Annotated in this window: 12 protein-coding genes; 5 read left to right on the top strand and 7 right to left on the bottom strand. The window is 62.5% G+C overall.

Annotated elements, in window-relative coordinates:
- Window positions 1-96 precede the first annotated feature (96 nt).
- On the bottom strand, window positions 97-2,433 hold the full coding sequence (locus tag C5F71_RS06780; RefSeq protein ID WP_104910857.1) for a bifunctional diguanylate cyclase/phosphodiesterase: 2,337 nt from the start codon (window positions 2,431-2,433) through the stop codon (window positions 97-99).
- 398 nt (window positions 2,434-2,831) lie between these two features.
- Here C5F71_RS06780 and lon point away from each other — a divergent pair, with 398 nt between their 5' ends.
- From lon to cmoB, 5 genes are all read left to right on the top strand, one after another.
- On the top strand, window positions 2,832-5,252 hold the full coding sequence (gene lon / locus C5F71_RS06785) for an endopeptidase La (protein WP_029297455.1): 2,421 nt from the start codon (window positions 2,832-2,834) through the stop codon (window positions 5,250-5,252).
- Between the two features lie 200 nt (window positions 5,253-5,452).
- Entirely contained in the window at window positions 5,453-5,845 is a 393-nt protein-coding gene (locus tag C5F71_RS06790) for a protease inhibitor I42 family protein (RefSeq protein ID WP_029297456.1), read from the top strand.
- A 1-nt stretch (window position 5,846) separates the two neighbouring features.
- On the top strand, window positions 5,847-6,503 hold the full coding sequence (locus C5F71_RS06795) for a lysoplasmalogenase (protein ID WP_092238070.1): 657 nt from the start codon (window positions 5,847-5,849) through the stop codon (window positions 6,501-6,503).
- A 36-nt stretch (window positions 6,504-6,539) separates the two neighbouring features.
- A complete protein-coding gene (cmoA, locus tag C5F71_RS06800) occupies window positions 6,540-7,283 on the top strand; it encodes a carboxy-S-adenosyl-L-methionine synthase CmoA (protein WP_029297461.1) in 744 nt (247 codons plus the stop codon).
- Window positions 7,280-8,236, top strand: a complete 957-nt coding sequence (gene cmoB, locus C5F71_RS06805; RefSeq protein WP_104910858.1) for a tRNA 5-methoxyuridine(34)/uridine 5-oxyacetic acid(34) synthase CmoB — start codon at window positions 7,280-7,282, stop codon at window positions 8,234-8,236. Before cmoA ends, cmoB begins: the two co-directional genes overlap by 4 nt.
- A gap of 154 nt (window positions 8,237-8,390) precedes the next feature.
- Here the strand turns inward: cmoB and tadA are convergent, their stop codons facing one another.
- The 6 genes from tadA to rnc all read right to left on the bottom strand — a co-directional run bounded on the left by tadA (window position 8,391) and on the right by rnc (window position 13,719).
- Complete coding sequence (tadA, locus tag C5F71_RS06810) at window positions 8,391-8,891, bottom strand: tRNA adenosine(34) deaminase TadA (RefSeq protein WP_092238073.1); 501 nt, start codon at window positions 8,889-8,891, stop codon at window positions 8,391-8,393.
- Window positions 8,891-10,270 carry a multicopper oxidase family protein gene (locus tag C5F71_RS06815; RefSeq protein WP_104910859.1) on the bottom strand — a complete coding sequence of 460 codons (1,380 nt, stop codon included), beginning with the start codon at window positions 10,268-10,270 and terminating at the stop codon, window positions 8,891-8,893. The genes tadA and C5F71_RS06815 overlap by 1 nt, the downstream gene beginning before the upstream one ends.
- A gap of 213 nt (window positions 10,271-10,483) precedes the next feature.
- A complete protein-coding gene (gene pdxJ, locus C5F71_RS06820) occupies window positions 10,484-11,227 on the bottom strand; it encodes a pyridoxine 5'-phosphate synthase (protein ID WP_029297469.1) in 744 nt (247 codons plus the stop codon).
- 51 nt (window positions 11,228-11,278) lie between these two features.
- The gene (recO, locus tag C5F71_RS06825; RefSeq protein WP_104910860.1) at window positions 11,279-11,968 is read right to left on the bottom strand and encodes a DNA repair protein RecO; all 690 of its coding nucleotides are present in this window, start codon (window positions 11,966-11,968) and stop codon (window positions 11,279-11,281) included.
- 166 nt (window positions 11,969-12,134) lie between these two features.
- Complete coding sequence (gene era, locus C5F71_RS06830; RefSeq protein WP_029297473.1) at window positions 12,135-13,037, bottom strand: GTPase Era; 903 nt, start codon at window positions 13,035-13,037, stop codon at window positions 12,135-12,137.
- Complete coding sequence (rnc, locus tag C5F71_RS06835) at window positions 13,030-13,719, bottom strand: ribonuclease III (RefSeq protein ID WP_029297476.1); 690 nt, start codon at window positions 13,717-13,719, stop codon at window positions 13,030-13,032. Before rnc ends, era begins: the two co-directional genes overlap by 8 nt.
- Window positions 13,720-13,805 lie beyond the last annotated feature (86 nt).

The following is a 13,805-nucleotide window of genomic DNA, read 5'->3' on the forward strand; positions in this document are numbered from 1 at the left end:
CAGCGCGGGCGATGCGGCGTTCCGACAAGCCCGCTCGCCACAGAGAATTCGGCAGTTTAACTATGCCTATCGCACGCAAGCCCGCGCCCACACATTTCAGACAGTACTGCGGTCGCGGCGCATCCACATCTCAAAGGCCATGGCATTCAGCGGCCGGCTGATCAGGTAGCCCTGGGCCGTGTCGCAATTCCATTGCTTGAGCAGCCTCAAGCTCGGCTCGAACTCCACCCCTTCGGCCACGACCTTGAGCCCCAGGTTGTGGCTCATCTCGATGGTCGAACGCACGATCACCGCGTCGCCGCTGGTGCTGTCGAGGTTGCGTACAAAGGACTGGTCGATCTTCAGTTCCTGCACCGGCAGGCGCTGCAATTGGGCCAGGGACGAGTAGCCCGTGCCGAAGTCGTCCACCGACAGGCTGATGCCACAGCCACGCAGTTGCTCGAGGATGCGCAAGGCCTGTTCCGGGTTGTGCATGATCGCGCTTTCGGTGATCTCGAAAATCAACTGCCCGGCCAGCACCCCGTGCAGTTCCAGCAGCTCGGTCACCCGCGGCGCCAGCCCTTCGTCGCCCAGGTCGTCGACCGAGATGTTCACCGAAAGCTGCACCTCCAGCCCGCGCACGCTCCACTCTGCCAACTGGCGGATCGCTTCTTCAATCACCCAGTGAGTCAGGCTGGCCATGCTGCCGGAGCGTTCGGCCAGGGGGATGAATTCGGCGGGGGACACCAGGCCCAGGGTCGGGTGCTGCCAGCGCAACAGCGCTTCGGCCTGGCGCACGTAGCCGTGGCGCAGGTCGAGCTTGGGTTGATAACACAGGAACAATTCGTCTTCGATGGCGGCACGCCGCAGGTCGCGGATCAGGCTGATCTGGCGTTGGTGGGCGAGGTCTCGGTCCTGTTGATAGATCTGCAAATAGCCGGGCAGCGCGGAGGCATCGTGGCGGGCAATGGCGGCGCGGCTGATCAGTTCTTCAACCTGCAGGCCATCTTCGGGGTAGGCAGCAATGCCCATGCTCACTTCGTGGCGCAATTCATCGCCACCGACCCGCTGCGGCTCGGTGAGCAGGCTGTAGAGGCGGTCGGCACGGGCCACGGCGCTGTCGAGCTTGGTGTTTTCCAGCAACACGAGAAATTCGCTGCCGGTAATGCGCGCCGCCGAATCCCCCGCCGCCAGGCTCGACAGCAGGCAGCGGCTGGCTTCACGGAGCATTTCCTCGACGCCCTGGGGGCCGAAGCCTTCGTTGATCACCCGGTAGTTTTCGATCCCCAGGTACAGCAACACCACCGGCCGCCGCGCACTGATCGCACTGCCCAGGCGCTCCATGGCCAGGGCGCGGTTGGGCAGCCCGGTCAGGGCATCGTGCAAGGCGTTATGGGCCAGTTGTCGTTCACGCACGGCGATGCCGCTCTGCATCGCGTTGAAGGCGCGGGCCAGCAGGCCGAATTCATCCTTGCCACGCACCGCTACGGGCGTGCGGTAATCACCGGCGCCGATACGCTCGGCCGCCTGCACCAGGGCATCCAGCGGGCGCGATACGCGGCGCGCCATCAACAGTGCGCCCACCAGAGAAACCATCAAGGCCGCCAGGGCAATGCCGAGAAATTGCCGGTCCAGCGGCGCGAAGGATTGCAGGGCATGGTCCAGCGGGCTTTGCAGCAAAGCCATGACTTGCCCGCCATCGCCGGTGTTGGCCAGGGCCAGGACCTGGCTGAGAAAACGCTGGCCGTGCCATTCGCTCATCTGCGCCAATGGGTTGATGTTCGAGTTCTGCAGCGCCTGGATAATAGCCGGGCGGTCCGCCAACGGCTGGGTGCTGAACAAGGTGCCTGGCTGGCCGTTGTCCAGGCTCATGAACGACACTTCCAGATTGCTCAGGGAGCGTAGTTCGGCGGCGAATACCTCATCCATGGCGAACCCCATGACCACCCGGGCGATGGGCAGCGGGTCCAGGACATCTTCCTGGACCAGCAGGAACGGTTGCCCGGCCAGGGCGACGATGAGCATTTGCAGGGAGTTGCGCCGCGCATGGCGCAGCGCCTGGGCATAGGGAAAGGCCTGCTGGGCGGGCACCCCATCGAGGGTACTGACGAGGACCTGCCCATCGAGCCCCAGCACAAACACCTCGCTGCTGCGGATCCCCGTGCCGTGGCGCTGCAGGGCCGCGAGGATCTGTGCCGGCTGGCCTGCGGCAACTGCGCGGCGAAACTGCGCGTCCACCGTGAGCCAGTCCAGGCCGTATTGCAGGCGGCGGCCACGCAAGTCCAGCAAGCGCTCGAACACTCGGCTGCCGGTCTCCAATTGCACTTGGGCCTGGTTTTCCACGGCGCGGGAGGTAGCGCCCTGGACGGCGAAGTACACCGCGCCCACCACGACCAGCAGCAATAACGCCAACACCCCGGCCAGACGGGTCTGGAAGGCATGGCGCCATTTCATCCGCTTGCCCCCTGGCAGCGTGCCCGCGCCCCAGCTCAAGCGTCCTTTTGTCATACGCATCCCTCGCGACTGCAGAGCCGGTGTCAAATAAATGCCCGTTCACTGAGCACATTCGGAAAACCCAGATTAGCCGTCGCTGGGCAGAAGTAAACCTAATAAATGCGGGCGGTTGGCTGACATTATTTTGACGACAGATCACCGTCTAAATGGCCCTGACAGGCCGTAAACCACCCCTGTTTTGTACCGGCGCGGCGCGACGATCCGACTGGCCCACGCCCATAGGGCTGCTGCACTGACATTCGAAAATGTCATGCAATTTGTTGCTAACAACGCGCCGCCATTGAAACCACCCCTCACCTGCCCCATCTAACCTCCATACTTCACTATGCAGGTGCCCCATGAGCGACCAGCAAGAATTCCCCGATATCGACCTCAACGACTACGCCGACCCCGAAAACGCCGAAACTCCGTCGTCCAACACCGGCCTCGCCCTGCCTGGGCAGAACCTGCCGGACAAGGTCTATATCATCCCGATCCACAACCGCCCGTTCTTCCCGGCGCAAGTGTTGCCGGTGATCGTCAATGAAGAGCCCTGGGCCGAGACCCTGGAGTTGGTGAGCAAATCCGACCATCACTCCCTGGCCCTGTTCTTCATGGACACCCCGCCCGAAGACCCACGGCATTTCGATACCTCTGCCTTGCCGCTGTACGGCACCCTGGTCAAGGTGCATCACGCCAGCCGCGAGAACGGCAAGCTGCAATTCGTCGCCCAGGGCCTGACCCGCGTGCGCATCAAGACCTGGCTCAAGCACCACCGCCCACCGTACCTGGTGGAAGTCGAATACCCGCACCAACCCAGCGAGCCGACCGACGAGGTCAAGGCCTACGGCATGGCGCTGATCAATGCGATCAAGGAACTGCTGCCGCTCAACCCGCTGTACAGCGAAGAGCTGAAGAACTACCTCAACCGCTTCAGCCCCAACGATCCGTCGCCCCTGACTGACTTCGCCGCCGCGCTGACTTCGGCCACCGGTAACGAGTTGCAGGAAGTGCTGGACTGCGTGCCGATGCTCAAGCGCATGGAAAAAGTGTTGCCGATGCTGCGCAAAGAGGTTGAAGTCGCGCGCCTGCAAAAGGAAATTTCCGCCGAGGTAAACCGCAAGATCGGCGAGCACCAGCGCGAGTTCTTCCTCAAGGAACAGCTCAAGGTGATCCAGCAGGAACTGGGGCTGACCAAGGACGATCGCAGCGCTGACGTCGAACAGTTCGAGCAACGCCTGGAAGGCAAAGTGCTGCCGGCCCAGGCGCAGAAACGCATCGATGAAGAACTCAACAAGCTGTCGATCCTCGAGACCGGCTCGCCGGAATACGCGGTCACGCGCAACTACCTGGACTGGGCCACCTCGGTGCCGTGGGGCGTGTATGGCGAGGACAAGCTCGACCTCAAGCACGCGCGCAAAGTCCTGGATAAACACCATGCGGGCCTGGATGACATCAAGAGCCGCATCCTCGAGTTCCTCGCCGTCGGTGCCTATAAAGGCGAAGTCGCCGGGTCCATCGTGCTGCTGGTGGGCCCGCCGGGCGTGGGCAAGACCAGCGTCGGCAAATCCATTGCCGAGTCCCTGGGGCGGCCGTTCTACCGCTTCAGCGTCGGCGGCATGCGCGACGAGGCCGAGATCAAGGGCCATCGCCGCACCTACATCGGCGCCCTGCCGGGCAAGCTGGTGCAGGCGCTCAAGGATGTGGAAGTGATGAACCCGGTGATCATGCTCGACGAGATCGACAAGATGGGCCAGAGCTTCCAGGGCGACCCCGCGTCGGCCCTGCTGGAAACCCTCGACCCGGAACAGAACGTCGAATTCCTCGACCACTACTTGGACCTGCGCCTGGACCTGTCCAAAGTGCTGTTCGTGTGTACCGCCAACACCCTGGACTCAATCCCCGGCCCGCTGCTGGACCGCATGGAAGTGATTCGCCTGTCGGGCTACATCACCGAAGAAAAAGTCGCCATCGCCAAGCGTCACCTGTGGCCAAAACAGCTGGAAAAAGCCGGCGTGGCCAAGAACAGCCTGAGCATCACCGACGGCGCCCTGCGCGCGCTGATCGACGGCTATGCCCGCGAAGCCGGGGTGCGTCAGTTAGAAAAACAGCTGGGCAAGCTGGTACGCAAAGCGGTGGTCAAGCTGCTGGATGAACCGGATTCAGTGATCAAGATCGGCAACAAGGACCTGGAAAGCTCCCTGGGGATGCCGGTGTTCCGCAACGAGCAAGTGCTGTCGGGCACCGGCGTCATCACCGGCCTGGCCTGGACCAGCATGGGTGGCGCGACCTTGCCGATCGAGGCGACGCGCATCCACACGCTCAATCGCGGCTTCAAGCTCACCGGGCAATTGGGTGAGGTGATGAAGGAATCCGCCGAAATCGCTTACAGCTACATCAGCTCCAACCTGAAGTCGTTTGGCGGTGATCCGAAGTTCTTCGATGAAGCCTTCGTGCACCTGCACGTACCGGAAGGCGCCACGCCCAAAGACGGCCCGAGTGCCGGGGTGACCATGGCCAGTGCGTTGCTGTCGCTGGCACGTAACCAGCCGCCGAAAAAAGGCGTGGCCATGACCGGCGAACTGACCCTGACCGGGCACGTGCTGCCGATTGGCGGCGTGCGTGAGAAGGTGATTGCGGCGCGGCGGCAGAAGATTCACGAGTTGATCCTGCCAGAGCCTAACCGTGGCAGCTTCGAGGAATTGCCGGAGTACCTCAAAGAGGGCATGACGGTGCACTTTGCCAAGCGGTTTGCGGATGTGGCGAAGGTGTTGTTCTGATAGTTCTGTAGCGCCTGCACTGGCCTCATCGCGGGCAAGCCCGCTCCCACATTTGACCGAGTGCATCCTTTGGAACGCGGTCGAATGTGGGAGCGGGCTTGCCCGCGATGGCGCCAGCCGCCTCAACACAAAACCCTGCTGTAACACCTTGTCTCATCTTCGGTTATGCTCGCCCTTCGTCGCCAATAAACGGAGCCTTCATGACCGCTGCCCGCCTGCTTCTTCCGCTAAGCCTCGCCCTGCTCGCGGCTTGCGCCAGTGCACCGAAGCAAAACGTCACCGTCGAAAAACAGAGTGCCTGCCCGCTCAAGCTCAAGGCCGGGCAAAACCTGACCCTGACCTTGCCGAGCAACCCCACCACCGGTTATCGCTGGGCGATCCAGGATTCGGCCGGCGGTGTGCTGCGCAGCCTCGGCCCCGAGGTCTACAGCAATCCCGAGGACGCCGGTGTGGTCGGTGCCGCGGGGCAATCGACCTGGCGCTTCCAGGCCTTCACCGCCGGTAGTGGCCGCCTGCGCCTGACCTCCCAACAACCCTGGGCCCCGGAAGTGAATCCGGTGGACACCTTTGACTGCGCCATTACGGTGAACTGATATGCCATGGATGATTCTTGCGTTGATGGGGGCGGGTACCTTTATCTACGGCCTGAGCACGCACGCGACATTGCTCTGCCTGTTGGTCAAGCCGCTGCCGGTACTGGCGATGTTGGGTTGGCTGCATGACGCGCCACCCAGCGACTATCGACGCTGGATCAGCCTGGGGTTGATCTTCTCCCTGGTCGGCGATGTGTTGCTGGCCTGGCCCGGCGACCTGTTTATCTTCGGCCTGGGCGCATTCCTGGTCGCGCACCTGGCGTACCTCAAGGCCTACTTCAGCGACTGCCGCCGCCCGGCACTGTTGCCACTGGCACTGGCGCTGGGGGTTGGGGCGATCTTGTTGAGCATCCTGATTTCCCACGGCCTGGGCGACTTGCTGATTCCGGTGGTGGTGTATGCGCTGGTGATCAGCGCCATGCTCTGGCGTGCACTGGCTCGCCTGGGCAGCGATGTACCCAAGCGCTCGGCGCAACTGGCGGCCATTGGTGCGGCGTTGTTTGTGTTTTCCGACACGCTGATCGGCATCAACCGCTTTGTGGTGACCTTCGATGCCGCGCCGTATCTGTTGATCATTACCTATTGGTTGGGCCAGTGGGGCATCACCGCGTCGGCGTTCCATCAGACAACCCGCGCATCCAAGGAGCAAGTTGGCTAAAATGCCGGCCTTTTCCCCTTCGTCGCCGGAACAGCCGTGAGCAAAGAACCCGATCGCCTATTCGCCCAGCCCTTGCCCCAGGTGCCGGACTTCGCCTTTAACGAGGACGTGGTGCGGGTGTTCCCGGACATGATCAAGCGCTCGGTGCCCGGCTACCCGACCATTGTCGAGAACCTCGGTGTGCTCGCCGCGCAGTTTGCCCAGCCCAATAGCGTGCTGTACGACCTGGGCTCGTCCCTCGGCGCCGTGACCCAGGCCCTGCGCCGCCACGTGCGCACCGACGGTTGCCGGGTGATCGCTGTGGATAACTCGGCGGCGATGGTGGAGCGCTGTCGCGAATACCTCAACGGCCAGGACTCGATGTTCCAGGAGCTGTTGCCGGTGGAGGTGATCGACGGCGATATCCTCGCCCTGCAGTTCCAGCCGGCCTCGGTGGTGGCGCTGAATTTCACCCTGCAATTTATCGCCCCCGAGGAACGCCTGGCGCTGCTTGGGCGGATCCGCCAGGCGCTGCTGCCGGGTGGCGCGCTGATTCTCTCGGAAAAACTGCGCTTCAATGATCCCCAAGAGCATGCACTGCTCACCGACCTGCATGTGGCGTTCAAGCGCGCCAACGGCTACAGCGAGCTGGAAATCGCCCAGAAGCGCAGCGCCATCGAAAACGTCATGAAGCCCGACAGCCTCGAAGAACACCGCGAACGCCTGTTGGCGGCCGGGTTCTCGAAAGTCGTGCCGTGGTTCCAGTGTCTTAACTTTGCCTCGTTGATTGCCTTGCCATGATTGATCTGTCTCCCCTCGCCCGCCATCTGGTCGGCACGCCCCTGGCCGTCTGGGCCCAAGGCCTGCAAGCACAACTCGATGCAAAAATGGAAAAGGGTCATGGCGACCTCGCGCGCTGGCAAAGTGCGCTGGACGCATTACCCAAGATCCTGCCCAGTGAAATCGACCTGCTTAACGGTCTGACCCTCGACACCGATTGCGATGAAGCGACCCGCACGCAAATGCATGCCGCGTTGATGGGCCTGAGCCCGTGGCGCAAGGGGCCGTTCGATCTGTTCGGGGTGCATGTGGACACCGAATGGCGCTCGGACTGGAAATGGTCGCGGGTCGCGCCGCACCTGAACCTTACCGGCAAGCGCATCCTCGATGTGGGCTGTGGCAACGGCTACTACATGTGGCGCATGCTCGGCGCCGGTGCCGACAGCGTGATTGGCGTCGATCCCAACTGGCTGTTTTTCTGCCAGTTCCAGGCGGTACAGCGTTACTTATCGGCTCCCAACGCCTGGCACCTGCCCTTCCCGTTCGAAGACCTGCCGCCGAACATGGAAGGTTTCGACACCGTGTTCTCCATGGGCGTGTTCTACCACCGCCGCTCGCCGATCGAGCATCTGCTGGCGCTCAAGGATTGCCTGGTCAAGGGTGGCGAACTGGTGCTGGAGACCTTGGTGATCGAGGGTGATCAGCAGCAGGTGCTGGTGCCGGAAGACCGCTATGCGCAGATGCGCAACGTGTGGTTCCTGCCATCGGTGCCGGCGTTGATGCTGTGGCTGCGCCGTGCTGGCTTCAGCGATGTGCGTTGCGTGGATGTCAGCGTGACCACGGTCGAGGAACAACGCGGGACCGAGTGGATGAAGTATCAATCCCTGAGTGACTTCCTCGACCCTGAGGATCACAGCAAAACGATTGAAGGGCTGCCAGCGCCGATGCGAGCGGTGATCATCGCCAAGAAATAACCCTCAATCTCGCTGAAAAAATGAAGATCAAACATGTGGGAGCGGGCTTGCTCGCGAAGGCGGTGTGTCAGTCAATTGATTCGTTGGCTGATACACCGCCTTCGCGAGCAAGCCCGCTCCCACACTTGATTGGGTCTCACATTGAGGTCAGGTGTTAGTCGAGCGTGGGTTTAGCCCGGCGCGCCTTGAAGAACTCACTCAACACCGCCCCGCACTCCTCGGCCAACACCCCGCCTTCATACAACACCCGATGGTTCAAAAAGCCCTGGGTAAAGAACTGCCCCTGGCTCTGCACAATCCCCGCCTTGGGCTCCAGTGCGCCGTACACCACCCGGGCGATGCGCGAATGCACGATCAAACCTGCGCACATGCTGCACGGCTCCAGGGTCACATACAGGGTGCTGCCCGGCAGACGGTAGTTGCTGACGGCCTGGGCGGCCGCGCGGATGGCGACCATCTCGGCGTGGGCGCTCGGGTCGCTGCCGCTGATCGGGCAGTTGAAGCCGCGCCCGATGATTTCGCCGTCCTGCACCAGCACCGCACCCACCGGTACTTCACCAAGGGCCGCGCCTTGGGCGGCGAGGGCCAGGGCTTCGCGCATAAAGTCCTGGTCGCGGCTGCGGTCGATGATCGCCGTCGGGCGAATCTGGCGCATCACGCCACCTCGATGGCGGCCATCAGGCCGGTTTCCATATGGTCGATCACGTGGCAATGGAACATCCACACCCCTGGGTTATCTGCCACCAACGCCACGCGGGCGCGCTCATTCTTGCCCAGCAGGTAGGTGTCGGTGAAGTACGGCGTGACCTTGCGGCGGTTCGAGGCGATCACCTTGAAACTCATGCCATGCAGGTGGATCGGGTGCTGGTACTGGGTCATGTTTTTCAATTCAAAAATATAGCTCTTGCCCAATTCGAGCTTGGCAATCGGCCGGTCGGCGCAGGTCTTGTCGGTGATATCCCAGGCCTGGCCGTTGATCTGCCACAGGCTCGGCGGCCTGTTCTCGACATTGACCGAGACCGAACCGACCCATTCGAAATTGAAGTTGAGTTTCTCGGCATTGGCCAGGTCCGGTTCGGCAATCGGGTTGGCCGGCAACGCGGGCGGCCACTCGCCAGGGGCGTCGGTGCTGGCCACCGAGCGGAAGGTGCCCAGGCGCACCGGGCCATTGCGGATCGACAGCTCTTCGCCGGCCGGCGGGGCCTTGATTGCCAGGCAAATACGCATGCCCGGACCCAGCCAGTACTCCTTGCCCAAGGGCCGTGGCTCGATGGGGTTGCCGTCCAGGGCGTAGATCTGTGCCTCGGCGTTGGGGATATTCAGGCGATAGGTCAGGGTGTTGTCGAGGTTGAGCAGGCGCACCCGGGTGATTTGCCCGGCAGGCAGGTCAATGACCGCCTGGGGCACGCCATTGATGGTCGACAGGCGCCCGGCCGTACCGCCACGCGCCGCTTCGCGAGGGATGCTGAACTCGACAAACTCACCCTGTTCGTCGATATGCCAGTTTTTCAGGCTCAGGGTGCGCTCATGCTTGAAACCGGTGGGCTCGCGCTCTTCGACAATCAACGGGCCGACCAGGCCACGGCCCAGCTCTTCGCTGCTGCTCACATGGGGGTGATACCAGTAGCTGCCGGCATCCGGCACGCGGAACTGGTAATCGAAATACTCGCCGGGCAATACCGGCAGTTGCGAGACGTAGGGCACGCCGTCCATTTCCAGGGGCAGGCGGATACCGTGCCAGTGGATGGTGGTGGCGACCGGCAGGTGGTTGATAAACCGTACCCGCAGCCATTCGCCCTGGCGTACGCGCAACTCGGTACCCGGCGCCGACGGGCCGAACGCCCAGGCCTGGGTTGTGTGCCCCGGCACCAGTTCCACGTCCAGTGGCGCAGCGATCAGTTCGTAATCGCGCCCGGCACTGGCGTCCGCGACTTTCCCCAGCCAGTAGCGATAGGCGCCACCGGCACCCACGCCCACTACTGCCAGGCCGGCGAGGCCACCTAGGATTTGTCGACGGGAAAAGGATCGGGACACAACAACCTCACGTATCTGCGCGGGCGCAAGGCCCGCAAAGGGCAAATACGATACACCCCCACAGGCTAAACAGTAAGGCTTCGCATTGCCGCAGGAGACCTGTAGGAGCGAGCTTGCTCGCGAAGGTCGTTAACGATGACGCGGGGATGCTGGCCCCCCGCGCTGTTCTCAGGCTTTTCGCGAGCAAGCTCGCTCCTACAGGTTGATTCAGAGTCAGTGCTTGGCGGCGGCCAGGATCAGCGCTTTCATCTCGGCTACCGCGCCTTTGAAACCGACGAACAGCGCATGGGCGACCAGCGCGTGGCCGATGTTCAGTTCGTTGATGCCCTTGATCGCCGCCACAGCCTCAACGTTGTGGTAGTGCAGGCCATGGCCGGCATTGACGATCAAGCCTTCACGCAGGCCGCAGGCCACGCCGTCGATGATGCGTTGCAGTTCGTCGGCGACTTCGGTCGGGGTGGTGGCATCGGCGTAACGGCCAGTGTGCAGTTCGATCGCTGGGGCACCCACGCGGCGCGAAGCTTCGATCTGCCGTTGGTCGGCGTCGATAAACAGCGAGACTTCGCTGCCGATCTGCGACAGGCGTTCGACCGCGGCTTTGATCCGCGCTTCCTGGCCGGCCACATCCAGACCGCCTTCGGTGGTCAGTTCCTGACGGGTTTCCGGAACCAGGCAAATATGCGCCGGGCGGATGCGCTCGGCGAAGGCCATCATTTCTTCGGTGATGCCCATCTCGAAGTTCATGCGGGTCTGCAGCACGTCCTTGAGCACCAGCACGTCGCGTTCCTGGATGTGCCGGCGGTCTTCGCGCAGGTGCACGGTGATCCCGTCGGCGCCTGCTTCTTCGGCGTCCAGCGCGGCCTTGACCGGGTCAGGGTAACGGGTGCCCCGGGCCTGGCGCAGGGTAGCAACGTGGTCGATGTTGACGCCAAGAAGAATGCGATTGCTGGTGGTCACGGAAGCGCTCCTGAAAAGGGAAAGAATCGGCGCACAGCATACACGGGGATGTCAGGGCTTTCGAAACAACTCGCGACTGACCAAGGGCCGGCCGCCCAGATGCACGGCCAGGGCCTGGCGCATCAGGCGCTTGGCGGCGGACAGGGCGCCAGGTGCGCTCCAGTCGGCCTCGGCCATCGCCAGCAACTCAGTGCCCTGGAACAGGCCCGGTTGCAGCAGGTAGACCCGCTCCAGCCCGGCATCCACTTGCAGGCGGTACATGCCGTCGCTGGCGATCGGTTCGCCGTGCAAGTCATTGCTCAATTCGAAGCCGTAGCCCAGGTCGTCAAGCAGGCGCCATTCGAACGCGCGCAACAGCGGCTCCAGCGGGCGGCCTTCGGCCAGGGCCAACAGGGTAGCGGCGTAGTGATCGAACACCGCAGGGTGCGGGTCCTCGGCGGGCAGCAGGCGGATCAGCAGTTCGTTGAGGTAGAGGCCACTGAACAGCGCCTCGCCATTGAGCCAGGCAGAAGTGCCGATGCTTTCCAGGCGCCCGACGTTTTTCAGCTCGCCCTTGCCACGAAATTCCACGTCCAGGGCCACGAATGGTCGCGCCAGCGTCCCCGCCTTGCCCCGCGCACTGCGCAACACCGCGCGCAGGCGGCCTTGGGGCGTGAGGAAGTCCACCAGGGCGCTGGTCTCGCGGTAGGCGCGGCTGTGCAGCACGTAGGCGGGTTGGCTGGGGGGTGGAGTTGGGGACATTGGGTTCTCGCTGACGGAACACGGTCTTGAAAACTACGACGATCCAATGTGGGAGCGGGCTTGCTCGCGAATACGGTGGACCAGCCAACGCATCCGGTGACTGATCCACTGCATTCGCGAGCAAGCCCGCTCCCACATTTTGTACTGCGATGTGACTGGAGACTGATTACAGGTCGCCGTAGCCCAGGGAGCGCAGTGCGCGCTCGTCATCGGACCAGCCACCCTTAACCTTCACCCACAGGTTAAGCATGATTTTGGAATCGAACAGCAATTCCATGTCCTTGCGCGCTTCGGTGCCGATGCGCTTGATGCGCTCGCCCTTGTCGCCAATGATGATTTTCTTCTGGCCGTCACGTTCGACGAGGATCAGCGCATGGATATGCAGGGTCTTGCCCTGCTGCTTGAACTCTTCGATTTCCACGGTGATCTGGTACGGCAGCTCGGCGCCCATCTGGCGCATGATTTTCTCGCGTACCAGCTCGGCGGCAAGGAAACGGCTGCTGCGGTCGGTGATCTGGTCTTCCGGGAAGAAGTGCTCGTTCTCCGGCAGGTAGCCAGCGATCACCCGCTCCAGGGCTTCGAGGTTGTGCCCGTGCTGGGCCGAGATCGGCATGATCTGGGCGTTCGGCAGTTGTTCCTGCAACCAGCTCAGGTGCGGCATCAACTCGGCTTTGTCTTCGATGCGGTCGGTCTTGTTCAGCGCGACGATCAATGGCCCGGTGACGTACTGCACACGCTCCAGCACCATCTGGTCTTCATCGGTCCACTTGGTGCGGTCAACCACGAAGATCACCACGTCGACGTCTTTCAACGCCGCCGAAGCGGTCTTGTTCATGTAGCGGTTCAGGGCTTTCTCGCCGCCTTTGTGCATGCCCGGGGTGTCGACATAGACCGCTTGCACGTTGCCTTCGGTCTTGATGCCCAGCATGTTGTGGCGGGTGGTCTGCGGCTTGCGCGAGGTGATCGCCAGCTTCTGCCCCAGGATATGGTTCAGCAGCGTGGACTTGCCCACGTTGGGACGGCCGACGATGGCAACATAGCCACAGCGTGTTGCGGTTGAATCAGTCATGGCCATTCTCCACGCCCAGGGCAATCAGTGCTGCAGCGGCCGCTACCTGTTCGGCAATACGACGGCTCACACCCTGACCTCGGCTTTTTTCGTTCAATAAGGTGACTTCGCATTCGACGAAGAACACACGGCAGTGCGGTTCACCCTGGATATCCACCACTTCGTAGCGTGGCAGTTCGCAGCCGCGCGACTGCAAGAATTCCTGCAGGCGGGTCTTGGGATCCTTGTTGGTATCCACCAGGGTCAGGCTGTCGATTTCCGACGCCAGCCAGGCCATGACCCGCTCCTTGGCCACTTCCATCCCGGCATCCAGGTAGATCGCACCGATCAGGGCTTCCAGGGCATCGGCCAGGATCGACTCGCGACGGAAACCGCCGCTCTTCAACTCACCGGAACCCAAGCGCAGGTACTCGCCCAGGTCAAAACCACGGGCCAGCACGGCCAGGGTCTCGCCCTTCACCAAGCGCGCGCGCAGGCGCGACAGCTGGCCTTCACGGGCCAGGGGGAAGCGGTTGAACAGGGCTTCGCCAGCGGCGAAGTTGAGAATGGCATCACCCAAAAATTCCAGGCGTTCGTTGTTGCGCCCGGCAAAACTGCGGTGTGTGAGGGCAAGGACCATCAATTCCTGGTCCTTGAAGGTGTAGCCGAGCTGACGCTCAAGACGACTCAAAGAAACGCTCACGGTTTACCTACTTTCAGTACGTGGCGGCAAAGGCCATCGACGATTAACGCTGTGTTCAAATTCAAATCCTGGCAATGCTGTGTGTT

The sequence above is a fragment of the Pseudomonas sp. LG1D9 genome (genome assembly GCF_002949995.1).
In the GTDB taxonomy this organism is placed as follows: Bacteria; Pseudomonadota; Gammaproteobacteria; order Pseudomonadales; family Pseudomonadaceae; genus Aquipseudomonas; species Aquipseudomonas proteolytica.

What these genes read in the sequence shown, in the direction of transcription:
- era (WP_029297473.1), bottom strand. Translation starts at nt 13,037, where the DNA reads ATGACTGATTCAACCGCAACACGCTGTGGCTATGTTGCCATCGTCGGC.
- lon (WP_029297455.1), top strand. Translation starts at nt 2,832, where the DNA reads ATGAGCGACCAGCAAGAATTCCCCGATATCGACCTCAACGACTACGCC.
- cmoB (WP_104910858.1), top strand. Translation starts at nt 7,280, where the DNA reads ATGATTGATCTGTCTCCCCTCGCCCGCCATCTGGTCGGCACGCCCCTG.
- C5F71_RS06780 (WP_104910857.1), bottom strand. Translation starts at nt 2,433, where the DNA reads ATGAAATGGCGCCATGCCTTCCAGACCCGTCTGGCCGGGGTGTTGGCG.
- recO (WP_104910860.1), bottom strand. Translation starts at nt 11,968, where the DNA reads ATGTCCCCAACTCCACCCCCCAGCCAACCCGCCTACGTGCTGCACAGC.
- C5F71_RS06795 (WP_092238070.1), top strand. Translation starts at nt 5,847, where the DNA reads ATGCCATGGATGATTCTTGCGTTGATGGGGGCGGGTACCTTTATCTAC.
- tadA (WP_092238073.1), bottom strand. Translation starts at nt 8,891, where the DNA reads ATGCGCCAGATTCGCCCGACGGCGATCATCGACCGCAGCCGCGACCAG.
- C5F71_RS06790 (WP_029297456.1), top strand. Translation starts at nt 5,453, where the DNA reads ATGACCGCTGCCCGCCTGCTTCTTCCGCTAAGCCTCGCCCTGCTCGCG.